Genomic DNA, 25,378 nt, shown 5'->3' on the forward strand with positions numbered 1-25,378 from the left:
TTGCACCCGTGACGAACCGACGCGCCACCACCGCCCTCACCCCCGCCCGCCGCGCCGCCGGACTGGTCGCCGGCCTCGTGCTGGGCGTCGCCGTGCTCGCCGGGTGCAGCTCGGAGAACGCCTCCACCGACTGTGGACTGGACGCCTGCACCGTCACCTTCGACCGGGGTGTCGACGCCAGCGCCAACATCCTCGGCATCGAGGCCAAGCTGATCGGGGCCCAGGACGACCAGGTCACCGTCGAGGTCGCCGGCGAGCAGCTCACGCTGACCACCGGGCAGCAGGCCACCGAGGTCGGGGGCTTCACGGTGTCGGTCGACAGTGTCACCGACAGCAACGTCACGATCCGGGTGGCGCGCAACCCGGGCAACTGACCGGGTTCGGTCCCGACGACCGACGGAGCGGGCGGCGGCGCCCGACGTTTGAGGACCATGGGGATCGGTGAATCTGCCGCCATGTCTCTCACCCACAGCGCCCAGGCCACCGCCTCCCGCACCGCGAACAGCCGGTGGTTGGAAACCCTCGCCCGGGTCGGCTTCATCGGCTACGGGATCGTCCACCTCCTCTTCGCCTGGTTGGCGTTGCAGATCGCCTTCGGTCAGTCCTCCGACGACGGAGACCAGTCCGGGGCCCTGCGCACCCTCGCCGCCCAGCCGATGGGCAAGTTCCTCGTCGTCGCGATCGCGGTCGGCCTGCTCGCCATGGCGATCTGGCAGGGGCTCGAAGCCGCCGTCGGGCACCGCGCCGAGCGCGGCGGGGAGCGGGTCGCCGAGCGGATCGCCTCCGCCGGCCGCACCGTCGTCTACCTCTACTTCGCCTGGACCGCCTGGAAGGTCTTCTCCGACGCCGGCTCCAACAGCGCCGACAAGCAGGAGGCGCTCACCGGCCAGCTGATGACCTCCTCCGGCGGTCGCTGGCTGGTCGGCCTGGCCGGGCTGGTGCTCGCCGGGATCGGCGTCGGCCTGGTCGTCTACGGCGCGATCAAGCGTTTCGAGAAGCACCTGAAGACCGGCGAGATGGACCCCCGCACCCGGAAGCTGGCCCGTCGCCTCGGCATGTCCGGTTACATCGCCAAGGGCGTCGCGTACGCCATCGCCGGCATCCTGGTCGTCGTCGCCGCGGTCAACTACGACCCGGAGAAGGCCCGTGGCCTGGACGCCGCCCTGCGGACCCTGCGCGAGCAGTCCTACGGCAGCATCCTGCTCACCCTCGTCGCGCTCGGCATCGCCGCCTTCGGCGCGTACTGCTTCCTCCAGTCCCGCTACCGCAAGGTGTGAACCTGGTCGATTCGTCGTTCGGCGGGCAGCATGGTGCCTTCGCCAGCTGACCACCCCGCTCGACCATGAGGGAGAGAAGCAGTGCAGAGCTACCTCGGGACGGTCGTCGCCGCGCTCGCCGCGGCGGCGATCGCCCTTCTGGCGGTCGAGGTGACCCATCGGCTGGTCCGCCGGCTCGGTCGGAACTCGCTGCTGATGGGGGAGTTGGCCGACCACGCGCACCGGCCGCTGAAGGTCGCCACCGCCGTCCTGGCCGTCCAGTTCGGCATCCGGTTCAGCACCGGCTACGCGGTCGGCGACCAGTGGCGGCAGGTGGTGCTGCACCTGCTGGTGCTCTGCGTGATCGCGAGCACCGCCTGGCTGGTGGCCGCGCTGCTGGTGGTCACCGAGGACGTCGCGCTGGCCCGGTTCCGCATCGACGTGCCGGACAACCGGCACGCCCGCCGGGTGCGTACCCAGGTGGTGATGCTGCGCCGGCTCACCATCGCGGTGATCGTGGTGCTCACCGTCGGCGTGATGCTGATGACCTTCCCCAGCGTCCGGGGTATCGGCGCCGGCGTGCTGACCAGCGCCGGTGTGGCCGGCGTGGTGGCCGCCCTGGCCGCGCAGAGCCTGCTCGGCAACGTCTTCGCCGGGCTGCAGCTGGCCTTCAGCGACGCGGTGCGCCTCGACGACGTGGTGGTCGTCGAGGGCGAGTGGGGCCGGATCGAGGAGCTGACCCTCAGCTACGTGGTGGTCCAGATCTGGGACGACCGGCGGCTGATCCTGCCCACCTCGTACTTCACCAGCAAGCCGTTCCAGAATTGGACCCGGACCCAGGCCGCCGTGCTCGGCACCGCCGAGTTCGACCTGGACTGGGCGGTCCCGGTGCAGGCGATGCGCGAGGAACTGCGCCGCCTGGTCGAGAGCACCGAACTCTGGGACGGCCGGGTCTGCGTGCTCCAGGTCACCGACGCCACCGGCGGCAACGTCCGGATCCGTGCCCTGGTCAGCGCCGCCAACGCCGGCAACCTGTTCGACCTGCGGTGCCTGGTCCGCGAGCACCTGGTCGGCTGGGTACGCGAGCAGCGTCCCACCGCCATGCCCCGGACGCGCACCGAGTTGGGCGACGCCACCAGCGACCTGCCCTGGCAGTGGGTGCAGCCGCGTCGCCCGGTCCGTCGCCGACCGGACGGCAACCCCCCGGACGACGCCCGCCTCTTCGGCGGCAGCGACGACGGCGACGCCCGTAGCGAGGCCTTCGTCGGCCCGGACGAGCCGGACGACGGCCACCGTCGCGACGGGGCCGAGCCGGACCCCTCCCGACGCCGGTCGGCCGACGGGCACGGGCGGGTCGACGGTCAGGAACGGGTCGACGCGCACGGCCGGGTCGACGCCGGCCGGGCCGCCGAACCGGCCGACCACCACCGCTGATCGCGGGACGACCTCCCGTTCCATCCCCACGCGCTGCGCCGGACCGGACGTGACCTCGCCGTCCGTCCGGCGTTGCACCTGTCGGGCACCGCTGCGCCCGACCCGCCGTCCGCCGGTCTGCTCCGCTTTTGGGTTTGGGCGGGCGGTTTGTGGGGACGTGCCGCTCGGCGCGGTCCGGTCGACTGGTCGCCCCGCGCAGGATTGATCCCTGGCGACTCAGGGCATACAGCGCGGTGATGAAGAAAGGAGGACAGCATGGCTGATGTCGCGAACCCCAGTACGTCCCGGGCCCGCAACGAGCCGTCCACCGCCGAGCTGGTGCAGCGCGCCACGGAGCAGGTCTCCCGACTCGTCCGGGACGAGCTGGCGCTGGCCCGCGCGGAGTTGACCGAGAAGGGCAAGCACGCCGGCATCGGGGTCGGCCTCTTCGGCGGCGGCGGGGTGCTCGCCATGTACGGGCTCGGCGCGCTGCTCACCGCCGTCGTCCTGCTGCTGGCGCAGGTGCTGCCGGCGTGGGTGGCCGCCCTGATCGTGGCCGTGGTGCTCTTCGTGGTCGCGGGGATCCTCGCCCTGGTCGGCAAGAAGCAGGTCAGCCAGGCGGTCCCGCCGGTGCCGGCGGCGGCGGTCCGCAGCGTCCGCGCGGACGTCGACACGGTCACCGCCGCGGTCCGGGACAGGGGGCGGTCATGACGGGCAACGGCAGCGGGGACCCGGAGGCCCTCCGCGAGGAGATCCGACGGACCCGGATCGAACTGGGTGAGACGGTGGAGGCGTTGGCCGCCAAGGTCGACGTCAAGGCGCGGCTGCGTGAGTCGGCCGAGCAGGCCCGGGGTCGGATGCGCGAGCAGGCCGGGCAGGCGAAGGAGCGGGTGCGCGAGCAGGCGGGACAGGTCCGCAGCCAGGCGGCCCTGACCATGGCCAGGGTGCGCGGACAGGCCGCGCAGACGGCCGGGACGGCCCGCGCCCAGGCGCAGGGGACCGGCACGATGGTGCGCCGCGACCCGGTGCCGTGGGCGGTGGTCGCGGCCGGCGCGCTGGCGACCGTGATGGTGTTGTTGATCGTCCGGGGGAGGCACAGGTGAGCAGGGGAATCAACAAGGCCGCGTACAAGCCGGTGGGTGTGCTTCTCGGTCTGGCCGCCGGTGCGGTCGCCGGTGTGCTGTTCCGGCAGGTGTGGAAGATGACCGCAGGAGACGGCGAGGCGCCCAGCGCCACCGACGAGGACCGCGGCTGGGGCGAGATCCTGGCCGCCGCCGCCCTCCAGGGCGCGATCTTCTCGGCGGTACGGGCGGCGGTCGACCGTGGTGGCGCGGTCGGCGTCCGTCGGCTGACCGGCCACTGGCCGGACTGAACGACGTTTCCCGGCCCCCGTCCGACGTCCGGACGGGGGCCGTGGCATGTCCACCCGGCCCGGTTCCCGGCGTCCTTCAGGTCACATGTAGGAGAATTTCGTCAGGTAGGCTGTGCAGAGTTTTTGCGTACGTGGTTTGCTGTTCCCCGCTGTTGCGAGATGGCGTGGGTTGAGAGAAGTCTCCTGCCAGGGGGCCGCCTCAGGCGCCGCTGCTCGAAAACGGCCAACCGGCCGCACGGCGTGCTCGGCCGCCAGTTTTAGAAGGAGATACACATGGCGCAGGGAACCGTGAAGTGGTTCAACGCAGACAAGGGCTTCGGCTTCATCACCGTCGACGGCGGGGGTGCTGACGTGTTCGTCCACTTCTCGGCCATCCAGACCAGCGGCTACCGCACGCTGGAGGAGAACCAGCGGGTGGAGTTCGAGATCGCCCAGGGCCAGAAGGGCCCGCAGGCGGAGCAGGTCCGTCCCATCTGAGCAGCACCGGTCGGCCCCCGCCGGCCAACCGGCTGACCCGCACCACGTCGGGTCCGCCCCCGTGAAGCCCCGTGTCCGGCCCGGACGCGGGGCTTTCCACATGCACTGCCGACCGCGCGCCTGCCGAGGCGGCACCGCGCGCCCGGCGGAACCAGTGCCACCCGTTCCGCCGGCGCGCCGGTTTCTGTCCTGGTCGGACGCTCGTCCGGCCCGCCGCCATCGCCCTGCCGGCCGGACCGACGCCCCGGCGATCGTGGAGTGGTTGCTGGGGAAGGACGTCGCCGCCGCCCGGCCGGTCCGCGCCGCCTACGGCACCCCGATCCGGACGGTCGGTGCAGGCGGGCGTCGATCAGCCGGCTCCGCTGGTCAGGAACGTGGACGTCGGGCGCGCATCCCGAGCCAGAGCGCCACGGCCCCGCCCAGCGCGAGCAGGGGGCCGAGCACCGCCCAGATCCGCTGGTCGGTCATCACGCTGCCGCTGACGTAGCCCAGCCCCTGCACCGTCCAGACCGTACCGACCACGACGGCCAACAGGCCGAGCGTGAGTGGAAGCCACCCCTTCACCGTCTCCCCTCCCTGCCGTGGCGCGGCTGTCGTGCCGCGCCCTGCCGCGTGCCCGTCGGTGAGGGCCGGGCTCACCACCGGCCGCCTGCCCGGCGGCCCAGCCGGTCGAAGGTACGCTGCTCCATTCGGCTGAGCCTAGTGATCCGGTCGCCGGGAGGCGCGCGGGGTCGTACGGTTCGGCAGGACACACGTACGGTTTGGAGGTTTGCCCGTGTGGGATCCGACCAGCTACCTGCGTTACGCCGACGAGCGGTCCCGGCCCTTCCACGACCTGATGGCCCGCGTCCCGGCGCGCCGCCCCCGGGCCGTGGTCGACCTGGGGTGCGGCCCCGGGCACCTCACCGCGACCCTGGCCGACCGGTGGCCGGAGAGCCGGATCCTCGGCATCGACTCGTCCCCGACCATGATCGAACAGGCCGGCCGGCAGGACACACCGGTCACCTTCGCCGTCGGTGACCTGCACAACTGGCGTCCCGGTCCGGACGTCGACGTGCTGCTCGCCAGCGCGGTGCTCCAGTGGGTGCCCGGCCACCAGCGACTGCTCGCCCGCTGGGCGCGGGAACTGCCGCCCGGCGCCTCGCTGGCGGTGCAGGTGCCCGCCAACTACGACGCCCCCTCGCACCGCACCCTCTGGGCGGTGGCCGACCAGGGGCCGTGGCGGGCCGAACTCCTGCCGCTGCTGCGCGAGGCCCCGGTACGTGACGCCGTGGCGTACGCCGAGCTGATGGCCGACGCCGGGTGCGCGGTGGACGCCTGGGAGACTACCTACGTGCACCTCCTGTCGGCTCCGGCCGACGCGGACCATCCCGTGTTCACCTGGCTGGAGGGGACGGCCCTGCGCCCGGTCCGGGCCGCCCTGGACGACGCCACCTGGGACCGGTTCCGGGTCGCCCTGGGCAACCGGCTCGCCGAGCAGTACCCGGTCCGCCACGGTCAGGTGTACTTCCCGTTCCGCCGCGTCTTCTTCGTGGCCCGTACCCCCGCCCGCGCCGAGGAGAACCTGTGACCGACCTGCCCTCGTTCATCGCCGGACTGCCCAAGGTGGAGCTGCACGTGCACCACGTCGGCTCCGCCTCGCCCCGGATCGTCGCCGAGCTGGCCGCCCGGCACGAGGGGCGCAGCCCGGTGCCGGCCGACCCGGAGGCGCTCGCCGCCTACTTCGAGTTCCGCGACTTCGCCCACTTCATCGAGGTCTACCTCAGCGTGGTCGACCTGGTCCGGGACGACACCGACGTCTGGATCCTCACCCACGAGGTGGCCCGGGAACTTGCCCGCCAGCAGGTCCGCTACGCGGAGCTGACCATCACGCCGTACTCGCACGTGCGTCGGGGCATCCCGGCGCCGGCCTTCTGCGAGGCGATCGAGGACGCCCGCAAACGGGCCGAGGCGGACTTCGGCATCGAGCTGCGCTGGTGCTTCGACATCCCGGGCGAGGCCGGGCTGCCGGCGGCCGAGGAGACCCTGCGGATCGCCCTCGACCAGCGTCCGGACGGGCTTATCTCGTTCGGCCTGGGCGGTCCGGAGATCGGCGTGCCCCGGCCGCAGTTCAAGCCGTACTTCGACCAGGCGCGGGCGGCCGGGCTGCGCTCCGCGCCGCACGCGGGGGAGACCACCGGCCCGCAGACCGTCTGGGACGCGCTACGGGACCTGGGCGCGGAGCGGATCGGGCACGGCATCTCCGCCGCGCAGGACCCGGAGCTGATGGCCCACCTCGCGCAGCACCGGATCGCGTTGGAGGTCTGCCCCACCTCCAACCTGCGGACCAGGGCCGTGGCGAACCTCGACGAGCACCCGCTCGGACGTCTCGTCGAGGCCGGGGTGCTGGTCACCATCAACTCGGACGACCCGCCGATGTTCGGCACCACCCTCAACGACGAGTACGCGGTCGCGGCCCGGCTGTTGGAGCTGGACGCGGCGGGGGTGGCCGGGCTGGCCCGCGACGCGGTGACCGCGGCCTTCCTGCCCGAGGGGGAGAAGCGGCGGCTCACCGCCGAGATCGACACCTACCTGGCGGCGACGGTCCGCTGACGCCGTCGACCGGGAGAGCACGCGCGACGGGGGTTGGTGTGGGGGACCGCGCCCCCGCCGCGCGTGGGCTCCACCGGCCGGTGGGAATGCTTCCCGGGGCGTAGACCGGTGGAGCGGTGGAACTGATGGGTTCGCGTCCCCGAGCCTGCCAGCCGGTGCGCCGGTGTGGTCGTTCGTTAAGCCGGATCTAAGGAAGACCTGAGCCGGCCCAAAGCGAATCCTTCCCGGAAGCGCCGCGTCGTCGGGAGCTCAGTCGTCCGACGGGCGGGGGCGGGGCCAGCGACGACGGCCCCGGGGCTCCCGTTCCCGGGCCATCCGGCCGACCAGCCCGAAGCGGTTGACCGTCCGGGGCGTCGCCTCCGGGTCGGCCAGCAGCATCACCACGCTGGCCCCGCCCAGCCGGGCCCGGTCGATGCTGACCGACCCGCTGGCCTGCAACGCGACCCGTCGGGCGATGTCCAGTCCGAGACCGGTGGAGCCCTGGTCGCTGGCTCCCCGGCGCAGCGCCCGGTCGGGGTCGGCGATCCCCGGGCCGGCGTCGTCGATGCGCAGCGCCACGTAGCCGTCCCGGCGGGAGAGCGCCACCTCGAACGCGGTGCCCTGCGGGGTGTAGCGGAAGACGTTGCCGATCACCGCGTCGAGCGCGGCGGCCAGCTCCGCCCGGGGCACCGGCGCCGGGATGCGCACCTGCGCCCCGGTCACCCGGTGCGGCCGGTTCTGGTCCCCGGCCAGCGCCGACCAGAACACCATCCGGTCCCGGACCACCTCGCTGACGTCGCACATCGCCGGTTCGGTCTCCTGGGTGACCGCCTTGCGGGTGGTCTTGATCAGGACGTCCACCTCGCCCTCGAGGGTGACGATCGCCTGCCGGATCCGCCGGATGCTCCGTCGCCGGTCCAGCTCGTCCTCGCTGAACGTGCCGACGCTGGTGTCGTCGGAGTCGAGCGCCTCGGCGTCCAGCCGCAGCACGGTCAGCGGGGTGCGCAGCCGGTGCGACAGGTCGGCCACCAGTTCCCGCTCGTCGGTGCGGGCGGCGACCAGCCGGTCGGCCATCCGGTTGAAGGCGTAGCCGGCCTCGGCCAGCTCCCGCGGACCGCTGGGCTCGATCCGGGCCGCCAGCTCGCCCTCGCCGATCGCGCCGGCGGCCCGGACGAGGCCACGGGCCGCGTCGGCGGTGCGGGCGGCGAACCGGTCGACCACGACGACCGCGGCGCCCACCAGGGCCACGGCCACCCCGCCGAGCAACAGCCAGGTGCGGGTGCCGCCGCCCGAGGTCGTCGACGCCGGCACGAAGACCTCGACCACCGCGACCTGGTCGCCGAGGACCACCGGGTCCAGCCGGACCAGCCCGCCGGGCACGTCGACGACGAGCGAGTGCCGTTCCAGACCGGCCCGGGCCACGTCCGCCTGGTCGGCCCGGCCGCCGGGATCGCCGCCGAGCCCGTGGACCAGGGGGCGGGTGGCCGGGTCGCCCCCGGTCGCCTCCACCGCGCGGGCGACGTCCTCGGCCTTGGTGCTGACCGCGAGGGTGCCGGTGACCAGGGCGGCGCGACGCGCGGCGTCGGCCAGCGCCTCCTCCCGGGCCCGGTCCTGCATCGTCGTGCCGAGGGGGATCAGGAACGCCAGCGCCACGAGGGCGCCCATCCCGGCGACCAGGGCCGCCAGCGCCACCCTCAGTCCGGTGCCACCAGCCGGAAGCCCACCCCCCGCACGGTGCGCAGGTAGCGCGGCTTCGCCGCGGACTCGCCCATCTTTCGACGTAGCCAATACAGATGAACGTCGATGGTCTGGTCCTCGCCGACCGACGGCTGACGCCATACTTCCTCCAGGAGTTCCCGGCGGGACACTACCCGCCCGGGACGCGCCGCGAGATACGCCAGCAGGTCGAACTCCTTGCGGGTCAGCGCCAGCGGCTCCCCGTCGAGGTGGGCGCTGCGCTCGCCCACGTCGACCCGGAGCCCGCCGACGGTGTGCACCACCGGCTGGATGCTGCGGCTGGCCCGCCCGACGCGGCGCAGCACCGTGGTGATCCGGGCGTCCAGGTGCGCGCCGGTGAACGGCTTGACCATGTAGTCGTCCGCGCCGGCGCGCAGCAGCCGGACCACCGACTGCTCGTCGTCGCGGGCGGTGGCGATGATGATCGGGACGTCGGTGATCCCGCGCAGCATCCGCAGCGCGTCGGAGCCGTCGAGGTCGGGCAGGCCCAGGTCGAGCACGACCAGGTCCGGTGTCTCGGCGGCGACCCGGCGCAGCGCCTCCAGCGCCGTGCCGACCGCGTGCACGGCGTGCCCCCGGTCGGACAGGGAACGCAGCATCGCGCCGCGGACGACATGGTCATCTTCGACCAGGAGCACGGTGGCCACGTCAAGACGGTACTGCCCCTGGCAAGCGAATCGCGTTGCGGCATACCCGCAGGCCGGGCAAGCTGGTGCAGCGATGTCCTTCACGATCTTCACCGACACCCGGATCGCGCTCGCCCGGGACAGCCTCGCGGGGCTCTCGGTCGGCGACGCGCTCGGCTCCCAGTACTTCGTACCCGGAAACTCCCCGGCCGATCTGGCCGCAGGTCGGCTTCCTGCCGCACCCTGGTCGTGGACCGACGACACCGAGATGGCCTGCTCGGTGGTGCGTGCCCTGGACACCGCCGGGCAGATCGACCGGGACGCCCTGGCCCTGGCCTTCGCCGAGCGCGCCGAGCCGTACCGGGGGTACGGGCCGGGCGCGGTGACCGTCCTGCGGCTGATCCGTACCGGCACCCCGTGGCCGGTGGCCGCCGCTGCCGCGTTCGACGGGCAGGGATCCTGCGGCAACGGGGCGGCGATGCGGGTCGCCCCGCTGGGCGCGTACTTCGCCGACTCCACCGCCCGGGCCGCCGCGCAGGCCCGGGCGTCCGCCGAGATCACCCACGCCCATCCCGAGGGGATCGCCGGTGCGGTGGCGGTCGCCGTCGCCGCCGCGCTGGCCGCCCGGGGCCGCCTCGACGGGCAGCGGCCGGACGCCGCCCGGCTGCTCGCCGGGGTCGCCGGGGCCCTCGATCCGGGCGGCGAGGTGCACCGGGGCGTCCGTCGGGCGGCCGACCTGCGGGACCGGTCGTTGCCCGAGGCGGTCGACGCGCTCGGCAACGGGTCCCGGGTCACCGCCCAGGACACGGTGCCGTTCACCCTCTGGGTGGCCGCCCGGCACCTGGCCGACTACCCGGCGGCGATCCGCGCCTGCGTCGAGGCCGGCGGCGACGTGGACACCACGGCGGCGATCGTCGGCGGCGTCGTCGCCGGGTACACCGGGGCCGGCGGGCCCGGCGGGGTGCCCGTCGACTGGCTGGCCGCCCGCGAGCCGCTGCCGGCCTGGCTCGCCTGACGTCGGGCGTCCGCGTCACCGTCCGTGCGCCGGGTGGACCCCGTCCCGCCCTCGCCCCCGTCCTCACTTCCGCTCCGCCCCGCCGCCTGCGCTGCCGGTGCTGTCGGCGCCTGCCGGGCCGGGACGGTCGCCGTGCCGCTCCGTGCCGGGTGGTTGCCGTGCCGTGCCGGGTGGTTGCCGTGCCGGGGTGGTTGCAGGGGGCCCTTGCTCGGCAAAAAGCGGTAACAGGGGTCCCCTCCTTTCCCGGCGGCGGTGGGGGGTGGGGCGACCGATAGCATCGGCGCAGGGCCGTACCTCGGCCGTTCCGTGACCTTCTGGAGGAGCCATCGTGTCCGCACCCCGTACCCCCGCAGTGGCCGACCCCGTCGTCGTCGCCGCCGGGACGACGGCGGCCGACGCGGTGGCGGCGGCCGGGCTGCCCGCGACCGGCCCCAAGGCGATCGTGGTGGTCCGTGACCCGCAGGGGCAGCTGCGTGACCTGGACTGGTCCCCGGCCGAGGAGACCGAGGTCGAGCCGGTGAGCCTGGACTCGCCGGACGGGCTGAACGTGCTGCGCCACTCGACCGCGCACGTGCTCGCCCAGGCCGTGCAGGACGTCTTTCCGGACGCGAAGCTCGGCATCGGCCCGCCGATCGAGAACGGCTTCTACTACGACTTCGACGTCGACAAGCCCTTCCAGCCCGACGACCTGGCGAAGCTCGAGAAGCGGATGCAGGAGATCGTCAAGTCCGGTCAGCGCTTCCGGCGGCGGCGCTTCGCCAGCCTGGACGAGGCGAAGGCGGAGCTGGCCGACGAGCCGTACAAGCTCGAACTGATCGACGTCAAGGGCGAGGGGCTGGACTCCTCCGAGGTGATGGAGGTCGGCGGCGGTGAGCTGACCATCTACGACAACCTCGCCGCCAAGGAGGAGAAGGTCTGCTGGTCGGACCTGTGCCGGGGGCCGCACCTGCCGAACACCCGGTTGATCGGGGCGTTCAAGCTGATGCGTTCGGCCGCCGCGTACTGGCGGGGCAGTGAGAAGAACCCGCAGCTCCAGCGGGTGTACGGCACCGCCTGGCCGACCCGGGACGAGCTGAAGGCGTACCTGAAGCTGCTCGAGGAGGCGGCCCGGCGCGACCACCGCAAGCTCGGGGTGGACCTGGACCTGTTCAGCTTCCCCGACGAGCTGGGGTCGGGGCTGGCGGTCTTCCACCCGAAGGGCGGGATCATCCGCCGGGAGATGGAGAACTACTCCCGGATCAAGCACGAGCAGGCCGGCTACGCGTTCGTGAACACCCCGCACATCACCAAGGGCAACCTGTACGAGGTCTCCGGTCACCTGGACTGGTACGCCGACGGGATGTTCCCGCCCATGGAGGTGGAGGGCGCGAACTACTACCTCAAGCCGATGAACTGCCCGATGCACGACCTGATCTTCCGGTCCCGGGGGCGGTCCTACCGTGAGCTGCCGCTGCGGATGTTCGAGTTCGGCACGGTCTACCGGTACGAGAAGTCCGGCGTGGTGCACGGTCTGACCCGGGTGCGCGGCATGACGCAGGACGACGCGCACATCTTCTGCACCGAGGAGCAGATGGCCGGCGAGCTGAAGTCGCTGCTGGCCTTCGTGCTCGAACTGCTGCGCGACTACGGTCTGGACGACTTCTACCTGGAGCTCTCCACCCGCAATCCGGAGAAGTCGGTCGGCACCGACGAGAACTGGGAGCGGGCCACCGAGGCGCTGCGTTCCGCCGCCGAGGAGTCCGGCCTGAACCTGGTCCCGGACCCGGGCGGCGCGGCCTTCTACGGACCGAAGATCTCGGTGCAGGCCAAGGACGCCATCGGCCGGACCTGGCAGATGTCCACCATCCAGGTCGACTTCAACCTGCCGGAGCGGTTCGGGCTGGAGTACCAGGCGGCCGACGGCACGCGGCAGCGTCCGGTCATGATCCACCGGGCGTTGTTCGGGTCGATCGAGCGGTTCTTCGGGGTGCTCACCGAGCACTACGCGGGCGCGTTCCCGGCCTGGCTGGCCCCGGTGCAGGTGGTCGGCATCCCGATCCGCGACGAGCACACCGACTACCTGCGGCAGTTCGTCGACACGCTGCGCGGGCAGGGGATCCGCGCCCAGGTCGACGCGGGCGACGACCGGATGCAGAAGAAGATCCGGACGGCCCAGCAGCAGAAGATCCCGTTCATGGTGATCGCCGGGGACGACGACGTGGCCGCCGGCACCGTCTCGTTCCGCTACCGGGACGGGTCGCAGCGCAACGGGGTGCCGCTCGACGAGGCGGTGGCGCACGTGACCGAGGTGGTCCGCTCCCGCGTCAACGCCGGACCGTCGGCCGCCTGACCTGCGAACGTACCGAGGCCCCCGCCGCTGGGCGGGGGCCTCGTCGTTCGGGTGGCGCGGATCAGACCCCGCAGCTCGGGGCCGACCAGGAGCGGCTCGGGGTGTTGCCCACGTGGACGTGGTCGTTGTGGCCGGGGTAGCCCGGGCCGAGGATGTTGGTGAAGCCGTGGTTGCGGGCCTGCTGGGAGAAGGCGCAGAACGAGTGGACGCCGACCAGGTCCACGCCGTCGCCGTAGAGGTGCCGGCTGTTGGACGCCCCGCCGACCGCGCTGTTGCAGGAGTAGCTACGGAAGCCGCTGCTGATGTTGATCGGCGCGCTGCCCATCGCCCGTCGCATGGCCTGGAGCTTCCACATCGAGACCAGCGCGTTGAACTTGGCGGTGCTCGCCGAGACCGCGCCGCCGGACCAGTTGCTGTTGCACCGGTTCCACTCGGCGTAGGTGAAGTTGACCGGGGTGCAGTCGTTGTCCTGGAGTTCGTAGAGCTTGGCCTGGGTCGCCGGGCCGGCGATACCGTCGGCGGCCAGCCCGTAGGCCTGCTGGAAGCGGATCACCGCAGACCGGGTGGCCGGGCCGAAGGCGCCGTCGAGGGCGAGCACCGCGCCGTAGCCGGGGTAGCCGGAGACGCGGATCTGGAGCTGGCGGACGTCCTCACCGGTCATGCCGGAGGAGAGGGCGCGACCCCAGGTGTAGCAGCCGTCGGCCTGCGCCGCGCTGCTCGTCACGGTCACACCGACCAGGCTGGCGACGGCGGCCAGCGCGCAGGCCGTCAGGGCGCGCCCGAGCCGGCGGAGAACGGCGGTACGTCGGTTCACGACACACACTCCCATCGACGATCATCACAATAGATAGGGATGGAAGTTTCATCGACCTTGGGCCGTGCGTCAATATCCTTCACACATTCTTAATCTGGCGCGGGGTGATGATGAGGGCATAGATGGCCATATGTCGTTGGTGCGCCCCGCTCCGGAGGTGCCGCCGGGTCGCCCGGGACCGCCCGACCGGGAACGTAGGATCGGGGACGTGACAGGGGCGGAACGGCACACGGACAACGGCATGGCCGACGGCCTGGAGCGGCTCTGGACCCCGCACCGGATGACCTACATCACCGGCGGGGACCGACCCGACGGCGGGTACGAGAAGCCCGCCGGCTGCCCCTTCTGCCGCGCCCCGGGGCTGGCCCCGGAGGGGAGCCTGGTGGTGGCCCGGGGCGAGCACGTCTTCGCGGTGCTCAACCTCTACCCGTACAACCCGGGGCACCTGCTGGTCTGCCCGTACCGGCACGTCGCCGACTACACCGACCTCGACCTGGCCGAGACCGCCGAACTGGCCGCCTTCACGCAGACGGCGATGCGGGTGGTACGCCAGGTCAGCAACGCCCACGGTTTCAACCTCGGCATGAACCAGGGCGGGGTGGCCGGGGCCGGTATCGCGGCGCACCTGCACCAGCACGTGGTGCCCCGCTGGGGCGGGGACGCCAACTTCATGCCGGTGATCGGGCAGACGAAGGTTCTGCCGCAGTTGCTCACCGACACCCGTGACCTGCTCGCCAAGGCCTGGCCGGCGGCCTGACCGACTGTCCGCTCTGTCGCATGTGTCCTGTCTTCGGGGTGTAAGGACATGCCGCGCGCCGTCCCACCCGGGTGACAGGATCGACCGGTGGCAGTGACGACGCGGCGACTTGGCCGCAGTGGCATCGAGGTCAGCGCTCTCGGCATGGGGTGCTGGGCGATCGGCGGTCCCTGGGCCGACGGGAGCCGGCCACTGGGCTGGGGGCCGGTCGACGACACCGAGTCTGTCCGGGCGATCCGCCGTGCCCTCGACCTCGGTGTCACGCTCTTCGACACCGCCGACACGTACGGCGCGGGGCACGGCGAGCGGATCCTCGGCCGGGCGCTGGCCGGGCGGCGGGACGAGGCGCTCGTCGCCACCAAGTGGGGCTGGACCTTCGACGAGGCCACCCGGCGGGTCACCGGGCGGGACGCGTCACCGGCGTACCTGCGCCGGGCGGTGGTCGACTCGCTGCGCCGGCTCGGCACCGACCGGATCGACCTCTACCACCTGCACCTCGCCGACCTGCCGGTCCCACGCGCCGAGGCGCTGGTCGGCACCCTGGAGGACCTGGTCGCCGAGGGCCTCGTCCGGGCGTACGGGTGGAGCACCGACCACCCCGACCGGGCCGCCGCCTACGCCCGGACCGGCACGCACCACACCGCCGTCCAGCACAACCTGTCGGTGCTGCGTGACGCCCCGGCCATGCTCGCCGTCTGCGACAAGTACGACCTGGCCGGAATCTGCCGGGGCCCGCTCGGCATGGGCCTGCTCACCGGCAAGTACACCGCCGGCTCCACGCTGCCGCCCGACGACGTCCGGGGCGTCACCTCCGGCTGGCTGGACTGGTTCCGGGGCGGCCGTCCCGCCCCGGAGTGGCTGCGCCGGGTGGCCACGGTCCGGGCCGCCCTCACCGCCGACGGGCGGACCCTCGCCCAGGGGGCGCTGGGCTGGATCTGGGCCCGCAGCGACCGGACCGTCCCCATCCCGGGCTGCCGGACCGTGGCCCAGGTGGAGGAGAACGCCGGCGCGCTGCACCGGGGGCCGCTGCCACCGGACCAGTTCGCCGAGGTGGAACGACAGCTCGCCGCCCTGCGCACCGCCGCCCTCCGGGACGCCGACCGCCCCTACTGGCCGGTTCCCACACTTCCCGGGGCGCGCCCCTGACCCGGCCCGCCGCCTCGCCGCCTCGCGTCACCGACCCGGCGCCGCCCTGGCCCGCCGGCCCGGTGCCACCGGCCCGGTGCCGCCTGCCCCGGCGTCGTCCGTGACCCGCCGACCGGGTCGGGGTCAGGGGGTGTGCGCGGCGCGGACCTCGTCGGCCAGGTGGGCGGGGAGCTGCTCGTAGCGGGCGAAGGACCGCCGGAACGTGCCGGTGCCGGAGGTCGTGGCGCGCAGCTCCACCGCGTACCGCAGCAGCCCGGTGGCGGGCACCTCGGCGCGGACGACGGTGCGCTCCACCCCGGAGGCGTCCGGCTCGGTGCCGAGCACCCGGCCCCGCCGGCCGGACAGGTCACCCAGCACCGCGCCGACGTACCGGTCCGGGATACGGACCTCGACCTCGTCCACCGGCTCCAGCAGCGCCACCCCACCCCGGCCGGCGGCGTCGCGCAGGGCGAGCGCCCCGGCGGTCTGGAACGCCGCGTCGGAGGAGTCGACGCTGTGGGCCTTGCCGTCCACCAGCGTCACCCGCAGGTCGACCACCGGGTTCCCGGCGACCAGACCCCGCTCCATCTGGGCCCGGACACCCTTCTCCACCGAGGGGACGTAGGTGTGCGGCACCGCTCCGCCGACCACCCGGTCGACGAACTCGAACCCGGCGCCCCGGGGCAGCGGCTCCACCTCGATGTCGCAGACGGCGTACTGGCCGTGCCCGCCGGACTGCTTGACGTGCCGGCCGTGGCCGGTGGCGGCGGCGCCGAACGTCTCCCGCAGCGGCACCCGCACCGGCTCGGTCTCCAGGTCGACGCCGCCGGCACGCAGCCGGTCCAGCACCACGTCGGCGTGTGCCTCGCCCATGCACCAGAGCACCAGCTGGTGGGTCTCCGGGTTGCGCTCCAGGCGCAGGGTCGGATCCCCGGCGACCAGCCGGGCCAGGTTCCGGGCCAGCGCGTCCTCGTCGGCCCGGCTGCGCGCCACCACCGCCACCGGCAGCAGCGGCTCGGGCATCTCCCACGGGGCGACCAGCAGCGGGTCGTCCTTCGCCGAGACGGTGTCACCGGTCTCCGCGCTGCCCGACTTGGTGATCGCGCAGAGGTCACCGGCCACGCAGTACGGCACCTCGCGCAGCGTCGCGCCGAGCGGGCTGTAGACGTGGCCGACGCGCTCGTCCGCGTCGTGGTCCGGATGCCCCCGGTCGGCCAGGCCGTGTCCGGACACGTGGATGGTCTGCTCCGGCCGCAGGGTGCCGGAGAAGACCCGGACCAGGCTGATCCGGCCGACGTGCCGGTCGACGGTGGTCCGGACCACCTCGGCGACCAGCGGCCCGTCCGGGTCGCAGGTCAGCGGCGGACGCGGCGAGCCGTCCACCCCGGTCACCGCCGGCAGGGTGTGCTCCGGGGGCGACGGGAACGCCGCGGTCAGCACCTCCAGCAGGACGTCCAGCCCCACCCCGGTCTGCGCGCAGACCGGCACCACCGGATGGAAGTGGCCCCGGGCGACCGCCTTCTCCAGGTCCTCGACGAGGATGTCGGTGCCGATCTCCTCGTCGTCGAGGTAGCGGTCCATCAGGGTCTCGTCCTCGCTCTCGGCGATGACCCCCTCGATCAGCTCGTCCCGGGCCTCGACGATGGCCGGCAGGTGCTCCGGGTCGGGCTGCCGGATGGCGGCCGGCAGCCCTTCGGTGTAGTCGAAGACCCGACGGGTGATCAACCCCATCAGGCCGACCACCGAGATTCCGTCGTCGCCCAGCATCGGCAGGTAGAGCGGGAGCACGTTGTCGCCGAAGACCCGCTGGCACAGCGCCACCGCCTCGTCGAAGTCGGCGCGCGGGTGGTCCAGCCGGGAGACGGCCACCGCCCGGGGCATGTCGACGGCGGCGCACTCCTCCCAGAGCGCGGCGGTGGCCGCGTCCATGCCGTCGACGGCGGAGACCACGAACAGGGCCGCGTCGGCGGCCCGCAACCCGGCGCGCAGCTCACCGACGAAGTCGGCGTAACCGGGGGTGTCCAGGAGGTTGACCTTGACGTCGTTGTGCCACAGCGGCGCGCAGGCCAGGCTCACCGAGCGCTGCTGGCGTACCGCGGCGGGGTCGTGGTCGCAGACCGTGGTGCCGTCGCCGACCGTGCCGGGCCGGGTGATCGTGCCGCTGGCCGCGAGGAGCCCCTCGACCAGGGTCGTCTTGCCGGCCCCGGAGTGGCCCACCAGCACCACGTTGCGGACGCGACGCGGTTCGTCCGCCACCGGGACGCCTCCGGTGGAACCCCTGTCGTGACTCCTCTGCGCCATGGGCGCACCTCCCTGTGCCGTGGTGTGGTGGCGACCGCCGCGTGACGGGGGAAGCGGCCCGGGCGTGCGCGGCGATATCCTCCGGTGGACTGCTGCGGACCGGGAACGTGACGGGCGGGTGGGTGAGCTGACTCACGTCCCCTTGCCCCGATCTCACACCCGTTACCGATCCGACACAAGCCCGTCGGCGGGTCGGCACGACCGGCCGTACCGTCCGTACCGGCGGACCGTTATCGTGGGACCGCCATGGCGAAGATCTTCCAAGTGTCGGCCCGAGCGGGGATGACCCGTGTCGTGGAGCCGGTCGCACGTGCCCTGCTCCGCGCGGGCGTCACCCCCAACATGGTCACCGTCGCCGGCACCGTCGGGGTGCTCGTCGGCGCGCTCGGCTTCGGTGCGCGCGGGCACCTGGTCGCCGGTGCCCTCATCGTCACCGTCTTCGCGCTGACCGACCTGCTCGACGGCACGATGGCCCGGATGAGCGGTGGCTCCACCACGTTCGGCGCGTTCCTCGACTCCAGCATGGACCGGGTGGCCGACAGCGCGGTCTTCGGCGCGGTCGCCTACTACCTCGCCACGCAGGGCGACCGGGGCGGGGTCGCCGCGGCGCTGGTCTGCCTCGCCGCCGGGGGCCTGGTCTCCTATGTCAAGGCCCGGGCCGAGGGGCTCGGCATGACCTGCAACGTGGGCATCGCCGAGCGGACCGAGCGGCTGCTCATCGTCGGCGTCGGCGGGCTGCTCACCGGGTTCGGGATCGACCGGGCCCTGGTCGTGGCGCTCTGGCTGCTCGCCGCCGTGTCCATCTTCACCGTCGGCCAGCGGATGATCCACGTGTACCGGCAGGCCCAGCGGGCCCGGGCGGGCGTGCCGGGGTGACCGGCCCGACCGGCGACGGGGGAGGAGCGGGGTGAACCTCGCCGAACTGGGCTACGTCGCCGGCTGGCGGCTGGTCCGCGCGCTGCCCGGCCCGGTCGCCGCCACCATCTTCCGCGCCGGCGCGGACCGCGCCCACCGGGCCGGCGGCGCGGGTACGGCCCGACTCGCCGCGAACCTGCGCCGCGTGGTCGGGCCCGACCTGCCCGAGGCGGAGCTGGACGAGCTGGTCCGTCAGGGGCTGCGCTCGTACGCCCGGTACTGGCTGGAGGCGTTCCGGCTGCCCTCGCGCAGCCACGAGCAGCTCCTCGCCGGTTTCCGGCTGGTCCACGGCCACGACCTGCTCGCCGCCGACGTGGCGGCCGGTCGGGGCGCGGTGGTGGCGCTGCCGCACGCCGGCAACTGGGACGCCGCCGGGGCCTGGGTCGCCGCCCAGGGCTGGCCGATCACCACGGTCGCCGAGCGGCTCCGCCCCGAGGCGGTCTACGAGCGTTTCCTCGCCTTCCGACGGGGCCTCGGCATGGAGATCCTGCCCACCCACGGTGGCGAGCGTCCTCCCTTCGAGATCCTGGTCGAGCGGCTGGGCGCCGGACACGTCGTGCCGCTGCTGGCCGACCGGGACCTCTCCGCCCGGGGCGTGGAGGTCACCTTCTTCGGCGGACGGACCCGGATGCCGGCCGGCCCGGCCCTGCTCGCCCTGCGCACCGGGGCGCCCCTCTACGTCGCCACGATGTGGTACGAACCGGATGCGCCGTGCGCCTCCATCGAGGGACCGCTGGAACTGCCCGACCCGGACAGCGGCCCCCTCGACCAGCGGGCCCGGCTGTTGACCCAGCGGATTGCCGACGGTCTGGCGGCGGGCATCGCCCGCCATCCGGAAGACTGGCACATGTTGCAGCGGATGTGGCTGGACCAGGACGGCCCGGGCAACCCGTCGTCACGGCCCCGGCGGGAGAGCCGGCCACCGGCGGCCTCCGGGCCGGTCTGACGGTACGCCGCGAGGACGTGAGGAGCGAGGCGGCAGGTGAGCGGGCCGGAGTGCGAGGAGCAGCGGAGCGGAGCCCCGCGGCAGTGAACGAAAGGCGCCAGCTGTGCGTATCGGCATCGTCTGCCCGTACTCCTTCGACGTGCCCGGAGGCGTGCAGAATCACGTCGTCGACCTCGCGGAGGCGCTGATCGGCCTCGGGCACGAGGTGAGTGTGCTCGCGCCCGCCGACGAGGACTCGCCGCTGCCGCCGTACGTCGTGCCGGCCGGGCGGGCGGTCCCGCTGCCGTACAACGGCTCGGTGGCCCGGATCGCCTTCGGTCCGGTCTCCACCGCCCGGGTCCGCCGCTGGATCACCCGGGGCGACTTCGACGTCCTGCACGTGCACGAGCCGCTGACGCTGAGCCTGTCCCTGCTGGCCGTGCTCTCCGCGCGAGGGCCGGTGGTGGCGACCTTCCACACCGCGATGACCCGGTCCCGGGCGCTCGCCGCCGCGCAGGGCGTGCTCCAGATCGTGCTGGAACGGATCACCGCCCGGATCGCGGTCAGCGCGCTCGCCCGGAAGGTGCAGGTCGAGCACATGGGCGGCGGCGCGGTGGAGATCCCCAACGGGGTGACCGTGGCCCGGTTCACCGGCGCGGAGCCGCTGCCCGGCTGGCCCGGGGAGTGCGGCGCGGGCACCGGCGGCACGGTCGGCTTCCTCGGCCGGTTCACCGAACCCCGCAAGGGCTTCCCGGTGCTGCGGGACGCCTTCGTCGAGCTGGCCCCGCACCGTCCCGGCCTGCGGCTGCTGGTCGCCGGGCCGGGCGAGGCCGACGACCTCTACGCCCGGTTCCCGGCCGACCTGCGGGAGCGGGTCACCTTCCTCGGCCTGGTCTCCGAGGCGGACAAACCGCGCATGCTGCGCAGCGTGCACCTCTACGTCGCGCCGAACACCGGCGGCGAGTCGTTCGGCATGATCCTCACCGAGGCGCTCGCCGCCGGGACCACGGTGGTCGCCAGCGACCTGGACGCGTTCCGCCGGGTGCTCGACGGGGGACGGGCCGGACACCTCTTCCCCACCGGGGACGCGGGCGCGCTACGGGACGCGCTGGCCGGCCTGCTCGACGACCCGGCGCGGCGGGCGGAGCTGACCGCCTGCGGCGACCAGGTGGTGACCGCCTTCGACTGGCCGGTGGTCGCCCGCCGGGTCCTGGAGGTCTACGCGGCGGCGATCGAGGCCACCGACGGGCGGGTGATCGACCAGGAGTGGGTGGGGCTGGGCTGAGCTGTGGTGACGGTGGTGCGGGGGTGGCCGGACGGACGGCGACCGGCGCACCCGGGCGGACGGGAACAGGAGCAGCACTACGATGCCGGGCATGTGGTGGGTGGTGGGCGCGGTCGCGGCCGTCGTGCTGGTGGCGGCGTACCTGATCTGGACGGCGTCCCGGGTCGAGCGGCTGCACCTGCGCGCGGAGTCGGCCGCCCGGGCCCTCGACGCCCACCTGCTGCGTCGTGCGGCGGCCGCGGCGGTCCTGGCCGAGCAGCGTTACGGCGTGGAGCTCTACGCCGCCGCGCGGATCGCCCTCGACGCCGCCCCCGAGGAGCGGGAGGTCGCCGAGAACGACCTCACCCGGCAGTTGCGCGCGGTGCGGCTCGACCCGGCGGACCCGGCCTGCGAGGCGGTGATCGCGGCGAGCCGGCGTCTGGCGCTGGCCCGGCAGGTCCACACCGACCTGGTCCGGGACGCGCTCACGGCCCGTCGCCGGGTGCTGGTGCGCCTGCTGCGGATGGCCCGCCGGCACGACCGTCCGCGCTACTTCGACGTGGACGAGCCCACCCTGGCCCTGCCGGCGGACGTCCCGGCCGGCTGAGCCGCCCGCTGTCCCAGTGTCGGGATTCCCGGTGACGGTCGTCACAGAGCAGGCCACCCGGGGCGTGATTGGCTGTCGGCCGGGTGTTGACCCGGACGTAGCATTTCCGTGACCTGAGCACCCCCCGACACGCCGAGGAGCGATCACCCGTGTCCGAATCCACCTCCCAGCCCGCCACCGCCACGCCCGTCGTCGGCACCGCGCGCGTCAAGCGCGGCATGGCCGAGATGCTCAAGGGCGGCGTGATCATGGACGTGGTCAACGCCGAGCAGGCCAAGATCGCCGAGGACGCCGGTGCGGTCGCGGTGATGGCCCTGGAGCGGGTTCCGGCCGACATCCGCGCCCAGGGCGGAGTGTCCCGGATGAGCGACCCCGACATGATCGACGGCATCATCAACGCGGTCTCCATCCCGGTCATGGCGAAGGCCCGGATCGGGCACTTCGTGGAGGCCCAGATCCTCCAGTCCCTCGGCGTCGACTACGTCGACGAGTCCGAGGTGCTCACCCCGGCCGACTACGCCAACCACATCGACAAGTGGGCGTTCACCGTCCCCTTCGTCTGCGGCGCGACCAACCTCGGCGAGGCGCTGCGCCGGATCACCGAGGGCGCGGCCATGATCCGCTCCAAGGGCGAGGCCGGCACCGGTGACGTCTCCAACGCCACCACCCACATGCGCAAGATCCGCCAGGAGATCCGCCGCCTCCAGGGGCTGCCGACCGACGAGCTGTTCGTCGCGGCCAAGGAGCTCCAGGCTCCGTACGAGCTGGTCAAGGAGATCGCCGAGACCGGCAAGCTGCCCGTGGTGCTCTTCACCGCCGGTGGCATCGCCACCCCGGCCGACGCCGCGATGATGATGCAGCTCGGAGCCGAGGGCGTCTTCGTCGGCTCCGGCATCTTCAAGTCGGGCAACCCGGCGCAGCGGGCCGCCGCGATCGTCAAGGCCACCACCTTCCACGACGACCCGGACGTGCTGGCCAAGGTCTCCCGGGGCCTGGGCGAGGCCATGGTCGGCATCAACGTCGACGAGATCCCGCAGCCGCACCGCCTGGCCGAGCGGGGTTGGTGAGCGCGGGAATCCCACGGTCCGGCACACGGGAAGGTTGGTGAGCAGGTGACGGCACCCACGATCGGGGTGCTCGCGCTCCAGGGCGACGTCCGCGAGCACGTGCACGCCCTCGCCGGCTGCGGCGCCCAGGCCCGTCCGGTCCGCCGTCCCGAGGAACTGGACGCGGTCGACGGGCTGGTCATCCCCGGCGGGGAGTCCACCACGATCAGCAAGCTCGCCGACATCTTCGAGATGCGCGAGCCGATCGACAAGCGGATCGCCGCCGGCATGCCGGTCTACGGCTCCTGTGCCGGCATGATCATGCTGGCCCGGGAGGTGCTCGACGGCCGCCCCGACCAGCGTGGCTTCGAGGCGGTCGAGATGACCGTCCGGCGCAACGCCTTCGGCCGGCAGGTCGACTCGTTCGAGGCGCCGGTGACCCTGACCGGCATCGAGGGGGAGCCCTTCCACGCGGTCTTCATCCGGGCCCCCTGGGTCGAGCGGGTCGGCGACGACGTCGAGGTGCTCGGCACGGTCACCGAGGGGCCGGCCGCCGGGCGGATCGTCGCGGTCCGGCAGGGCAACCTGCTGGCCACCTCGTTCCACCCGGAGCTGACCGGCGACCTGCGGCTGCACGCGTACTTCGTGGAGCTGGTCCGCGCCGCCGGCTGACCGGCGCCCGGCCGGTCCGCACCACCGGCCGGGTCCGGCCGCCGTTCCGGCGATGTCGCGGTGTCCCCCCGGCGGGACACCGCGACATCGCCGTTTCCGGGTCGCCCGCCCCGGCGCGTGGTGGTGGCGTGACACCGACCTGGGGAACCTCGGTAGGATTGCCGCGGTTCGGCAGGGCCACCGCCCGCCGTAGCCCTCCACGCGGAGCCGACCGGCCGCCCCCGCCGCCGGCGTCGAGGTGTCGTGGAGCAGGCGCGGGCAGTCGACGCAGGCGTGGGTCAACAGACGGAGGTACGAGATGTCCGGCCACTCAAAGTGGGCGACCACCAAGCACAAGAAGGCCGTCATCGACGCCAAGCGCGGCAAGATGTTCGCCAAGCTCATCAAGAACGTCGAGGTGGCAGCCCGGACCGGCGGCGGCGACCCGGCCGGTAACCCGACCCTCTTCGACGCCATCCAGAAGGCGAAGAAGAACTCCGTACCCAACGACAACATCGACCGCGCGGTCAAGCGTGGCTCCGGCCTGGAGGCCGGCGGCGCCGACTACCAGACGATCATGTATGAGGGGTACGGCCCGAACGGCGTCGCGCTGCTGATCGAGTGCCTGACCGACAACCGCAACCGCGCGGCCACCGAGGTGCGGACCGCGCTGACCCGCAACGGCGGCTCCTTCGCCGACGCCGGCTCCGTGTCGTACATGTTCTCCCGCAAGGGCGTGGTGATCGTGCCGAAGGCCGGCACCACCGAGGACGACGTGATGCTCGCCGTCCTCGACGCCGGGGCCGAGGAGGTCAACGACCTGGACGAGGCCTTCGAGGTGGTCTCCGAGCCGGGCGACCTGATCGCCGTGCGCACCGCCCTCCAGGACGCCGGCATCGAGTACGAGTCCGCCGAGTCCTCCCTCATCCCCAGCGTGAACGTCCCGCTGGACGAGGAGGGCGCGCGCAAGGTCTTCAAGCTGATCGACGTCCTCGAGGACTGCGACGACGTGCAGAACGTCTACGCCAACTTCGACGTCTCGGACGAGATCATGGCGGCCGTCGGCTGACCTTCGCCCATCGTCGGCGGCGCTCTTTTCCTGCTCAACGGCGGCGGCACCGAATCACGGTGCCGCCGCCGTTCTTTGTTCTCACGGTGCTCTTTCGAGCTCGGACACCGCGCACGACCTCTGGTCACAACGGGCCTGCAGGCGGAGGGCCCTCTGGCGGGGGCTCTGACGCTGGAAAAGGTCGGCCACCACGAAGGTTGCGCCCAGGGTCACTGCCTCATTCAGGCTCACGCGGCCGAAGGGCCGGAAACTATCAGGGGAGGTGCGATGCGAACGGTGATGTCGAGAAACAAGTCCATGCCGACATCGAACACGGCTGGGCATGGTCAACCTGCCAACCCATGCGGTCGTTGCGCGCGGTTGCTGAATCATCTCGGTATTGGTTAACGGTCATGATCAAATTTGACTCGATGCGTCCCGATCTGTTGCAGGCCCTCCAGGGCTGCGGTTGGAGCCCTCAGCGAAGAGTGGATGCTGGCCCTTGGATCGACTCTCTTCGGCGGCAAGGGTATGTGTCGCATTCGAAGGCTGAGGAGGTTCTTGTCGCGCTGGGGGGATTGGTTATTGAGCCAGTGAATCAGTCGGGCCCAAACTTCAGCAACGATGAGCCTTTCAACTTTGACCCCCTTTCGGCCGGAGTTGGCCAGCGAGGCTTGGCGTTGGAGATCGAGGGTGTCCTGGGTGGACACTACTTCCCGGTCGGCGAATGGCTCAGCTATTCGAGCGTCTTCGTGGAGTCCGGCGGCCGGGTGGTTGCGGCTGGCCTCGGATGGATTTGGGAAATGGGCCGCACCGTCGAAGGTGCTGTGGAGTTGGCGGTTTATGCCGACCGCCCTCTAGTTTGCCTGCACTCCGATGCGGGTTTAGAGCCGTGGCCGCGATGAATTCACGACAGTGGAGTGAGGCCCCGCCAGGTGAGTCCTGGCGGGGCTCCTGCTTGAGCTGGGACTTCCCTGAAACCGTGGGAAAGCTGGAGATGAGCTGTCGGTTCCGCCTGAAAACTGACCACGTGGTTCCGGCTGAATCGGGACCACCTCCTGAAGCATCGGGAGGTGCTGAGCGTGGAGGACTGGGCGGAGATCCGGCGGCTGCGGCGGTCGGAGGGTAT

The 25,378-nt window shown here is 72.8% G+C and carries 25 protein-coding genes and 1 pseudogene; 21 read left to right on the forward strand and 5 right to left on the reverse strand.

Translation table 11 applies throughout. The features are described from left to right. Nucleotides 1-8: 8 nt before the first annotated feature. The 7 genes and pseudogenes from QSK20_RS18675 to QSK20_RS18705 all read left to right on the forward strand — a co-directional run bounded on the left by QSK20_RS18675 (nucleotide 9) and on the right by QSK20_RS18705 (nucleotide 4,518). A complete protein-coding gene (locus tag QSK20_RS18675) occupies nucleotides 9-374 on the forward strand; it encodes a hypothetical protein (protein ID WP_088985037.1) in 366 nt (121 codons plus the stop codon). An 81-nt stretch (nucleotides 375-455) separates the two neighbouring features. After that, nucleotides 456-1,277, forward strand: a complete 822-nt coding sequence (locus QSK20_RS18680; protein WP_285789871.1) for a DUF1206 domain-containing protein — start codon at nucleotides 456-458, stop codon at nucleotides 1,275-1,277. An 81-nt stretch (nucleotides 1,278-1,358) separates the two neighbouring features. Next, nucleotides 1,359-2,552 (forward strand): annotated as a pseudogene (locus tag QSK20_RS18685) (mechanosensitive ion channel family protein); the annotation flags it as partial. A 393-nt stretch (nucleotides 2,553-2,945) separates the two neighbouring features. Then, the gene (locus QSK20_RS18690; RefSeq protein ID WP_285789872.1) at nucleotides 2,946-3,380 is read left to right on the forward strand and encodes a phage holin family protein; all 435 of its coding nucleotides are present in this window, start codon (nucleotides 2,946-2,948) and stop codon (nucleotides 3,378-3,380) included. Next, nucleotides 3,377-3,772: a DUF3618 domain-containing protein gene (locus QSK20_RS18695; RefSeq protein WP_285789873.1), complete on the forward strand. Its 396-nt coding sequence runs from the start codon at nucleotides 3,377-3,379 to the stop codon at nucleotides 3,770-3,772. The genes QSK20_RS18690 and QSK20_RS18695 overlap by 4 nt, the downstream gene beginning before the upstream one ends. Continuing rightward, nucleotides 3,769-4,041, forward strand: coding sequence for a DUF4235 domain-containing protein (locus QSK20_RS18700; protein WP_285789874.1), 273 nt, complete (start codon nucleotides 3,769-3,771; stop codon nucleotides 4,039-4,041). Before QSK20_RS18695 ends, QSK20_RS18700 begins: the two co-directional genes overlap by 4 nt. 273 nt (nucleotides 4,042-4,314) lie before the next feature. Continuing rightward, complete coding sequence (locus tag QSK20_RS18705) at nucleotides 4,315-4,518, forward strand: cold-shock protein (protein ID WP_007075740.1); 204 nt, start codon at nucleotides 4,315-4,317, stop codon at nucleotides 4,516-4,518. 366 nt (nucleotides 4,519-4,884) lie between these two features. On the opposite strand, the gene QSK20_RS18710 is transcribed toward QSK20_RS18705, so the two are convergent. Then, entirely contained in the window at nucleotides 4,885-5,082 is a 198-nt protein-coding gene (locus QSK20_RS18710; protein WP_285789875.1) for a hypothetical protein, read from the reverse strand. Nucleotides 5,083-5,293: 211 nt separating this feature from the next. Between QSK20_RS18710 and QSK20_RS18715 the strand changes: the two genes are divergently transcribed. Both QSK20_RS18715 and QSK20_RS18720 read left to right on the forward strand, forming a co-directional pair. Next, complete coding sequence (locus tag QSK20_RS18715; RefSeq protein ID WP_285789876.1) at nucleotides 5,294-6,088, forward strand: trans-aconitate 2-methyltransferase; 795 nt, start codon at nucleotides 5,294-5,296, stop codon at nucleotides 6,086-6,088. After that, complete coding sequence (locus QSK20_RS18720; protein WP_285789877.1) at nucleotides 6,085-7,110, forward strand: adenosine deaminase; 1,026 nt, start codon at nucleotides 6,085-6,087, stop codon at nucleotides 7,108-7,110. Before QSK20_RS18715 ends, QSK20_RS18720 begins: the two co-directional genes overlap by 4 nt. 249 nt (nucleotides 7,111-7,359) lie before the next feature. On the opposite strand, the gene QSK20_RS18725 is transcribed toward QSK20_RS18720, so the two are convergent. After that, the gene (locus tag QSK20_RS18725; protein WP_285789899.1) at nucleotides 7,360-8,754 is read right to left on the reverse strand and encodes a HAMP domain-containing sensor histidine kinase; all 1,395 of its coding nucleotides are present in this window, start codon (nucleotides 8,752-8,754) and stop codon (nucleotides 7,360-7,362) included. A 29-nt stretch (nucleotides 8,755-8,783) separates the two neighbouring features. Then, nucleotides 8,784-9,473 carry a response regulator transcription factor gene (locus QSK20_RS18730; RefSeq protein WP_088985028.1) on the reverse strand — a complete coding sequence of 230 codons (690 nt, stop codon included), beginning with the start codon at nucleotides 9,471-9,473 and terminating at the stop codon, nucleotides 8,784-8,786. Between the two features lie 73 nt (nucleotides 9,474-9,546). Here QSK20_RS18730 and QSK20_RS18735 point away from each other — a divergent pair, with 73 nt between their 5' ends. Beyond that, the gene (locus tag QSK20_RS18735; protein ID WP_285789878.1) at nucleotides 9,547-10,467 is read left to right on the forward strand and encodes an ADP-ribosylglycohydrolase family protein; all 921 of its coding nucleotides are present in this window, start codon (nucleotides 9,547-9,549) and stop codon (nucleotides 10,465-10,467) included. A 328-nt stretch (nucleotides 10,468-10,795) separates the two neighbouring features. After that, complete coding sequence (gene thrS / locus QSK20_RS18740) at nucleotides 10,796-12,796, forward strand: threonine--tRNA ligase (protein WP_285789879.1); 2,001 nt, start codon at nucleotides 10,796-10,798, stop codon at nucleotides 12,794-12,796. Between the two features lie 61 nt (nucleotides 12,797-12,857). On the opposite strand, the gene QSK20_RS18745 is transcribed toward thrS, so the two are convergent. After that, entirely contained in the window at nucleotides 12,858-13,610 is a 753-nt protein-coding gene (locus tag QSK20_RS18745; RefSeq protein ID WP_285789880.1) for a D-Ala-D-Ala carboxypeptidase family metallohydrolase, read from the reverse strand. Between the two features lie 241 nt (nucleotides 13,611-13,851). On the opposite strand from QSK20_RS18745, the gene QSK20_RS18750 reads away from it, so the two are divergent. Both QSK20_RS18750 and QSK20_RS18755 read left to right on the forward strand, forming a co-directional pair. Continuing rightward, nucleotides 13,852-14,367, forward strand: a complete 516-nt coding sequence (locus QSK20_RS18750) for an HIT family protein (protein WP_285789900.1) — start codon at nucleotides 13,852-13,854, stop codon at nucleotides 14,365-14,367. Between the two features lie 87 nt (nucleotides 14,368-14,454). After that, nucleotides 14,455-15,513 carry an aldo/keto reductase gene (locus QSK20_RS18755; RefSeq protein ID WP_285789881.1) on the forward strand — a complete coding sequence of 353 codons (1,059 nt, stop codon included), beginning with the start codon at nucleotides 14,455-14,457 and terminating at the stop codon, nucleotides 15,511-15,513. A gap of 123 nt (nucleotides 15,514-15,636) precedes the next feature. Here the strand turns inward: QSK20_RS18755 and QSK20_RS18760 are convergent, their stop codons facing one another. Next, complete coding sequence (locus tag QSK20_RS18760; protein WP_285789882.1) at nucleotides 15,637-17,793, reverse strand: elongation factor G-like protein EF-G2; 2,157 nt, start codon at nucleotides 17,791-17,793, stop codon at nucleotides 15,637-15,639. Between the two features lie 246 nt (nucleotides 17,794-18,039). Between QSK20_RS18760 and pgsA the strand changes: the two genes are divergently transcribed. From pgsA to QSK20_RS18800, 8 genes are all read left to right on the forward strand, one after another. Then, nucleotides 18,040-18,669 (forward strand): phosphatidylinositol phosphate synthase, encoded by a 630-nt coding sequence (gene pgsA, locus QSK20_RS18765; RefSeq protein ID WP_285789883.1) that lies wholly within the window; start codon nucleotides 18,040-18,042, stop codon nucleotides 18,667-18,669. A 31-nt stretch (nucleotides 18,670-18,700) separates the two neighbouring features. After that, the gene (locus QSK20_RS18770) at nucleotides 18,701-19,654 is read left to right on the forward strand and encodes a phosphatidylinositol mannoside acyltransferase (RefSeq protein WP_285789884.1); all 954 of its coding nucleotides are present in this window, start codon (nucleotides 18,701-18,703) and stop codon (nucleotides 19,652-19,654) included. 103 nt (nucleotides 19,655-19,757) lie between these two features. Next, entirely contained in the window at nucleotides 19,758-20,918 is a 1,161-nt protein-coding gene (locus tag QSK20_RS18775; protein WP_285789885.1) for a glycosyltransferase family 4 protein, read from the forward strand. 82 nt (nucleotides 20,919-21,000) lie between these two features. Continuing rightward, complete coding sequence (locus tag QSK20_RS18780; RefSeq protein ID WP_285789886.1) at nucleotides 21,001-21,504, forward strand: hypothetical protein; 504 nt, start codon at nucleotides 21,001-21,003, stop codon at nucleotides 21,502-21,504. Between the two features lie 149 nt (nucleotides 21,505-21,653). After that, entirely contained in the window at nucleotides 21,654-22,571 is a 918-nt protein-coding gene (gene pdxS / locus QSK20_RS18785) for a pyridoxal 5'-phosphate synthase lyase subunit PdxS (RefSeq protein WP_285789887.1), read from the forward strand. Between the two features lie 45 nt (nucleotides 22,572-22,616). Beyond that, nucleotides 22,617-23,222 (forward strand): pyridoxal 5'-phosphate synthase glutaminase subunit PdxT, encoded by a 606-nt coding sequence (gene pdxT, locus QSK20_RS18790; protein WP_285789888.1) that lies wholly within the window; start codon nucleotides 22,617-22,619, stop codon nucleotides 23,220-23,222. A 298-nt stretch (nucleotides 23,223-23,520) separates the two neighbouring features. Next, nucleotides 23,521-24,270: a YebC/PmpR family DNA-binding transcriptional regulator gene (locus tag QSK20_RS18795; protein ID WP_088985015.1), complete on the forward strand. Its 750-nt coding sequence runs from the start codon at nucleotides 23,521-23,523 to the stop codon at nucleotides 24,268-24,270. A gap of 392 nt (nucleotides 24,271-24,662) precedes the next feature. Beyond that, nucleotides 24,663-25,154 (forward strand): SUKH-3 domain-containing protein, encoded by a 492-nt coding sequence (locus tag QSK20_RS18800; RefSeq protein WP_285789889.1) that lies wholly within the window; start codon nucleotides 24,663-24,665, stop codon nucleotides 25,152-25,154. Nucleotides 25,155-25,378: the final 224 nt, after the last annotated feature.

Origin of the sequence: Micromonospora sp. NBRC 101691, from assembly GCF_030269285.1 — a bacterium.
Classification (GTDB): Bacteria; Actinomycetota; Actinomycetes; order Mycobacteriales; family Micromonosporaceae; genus Micromonospora; species Micromonospora echinospora.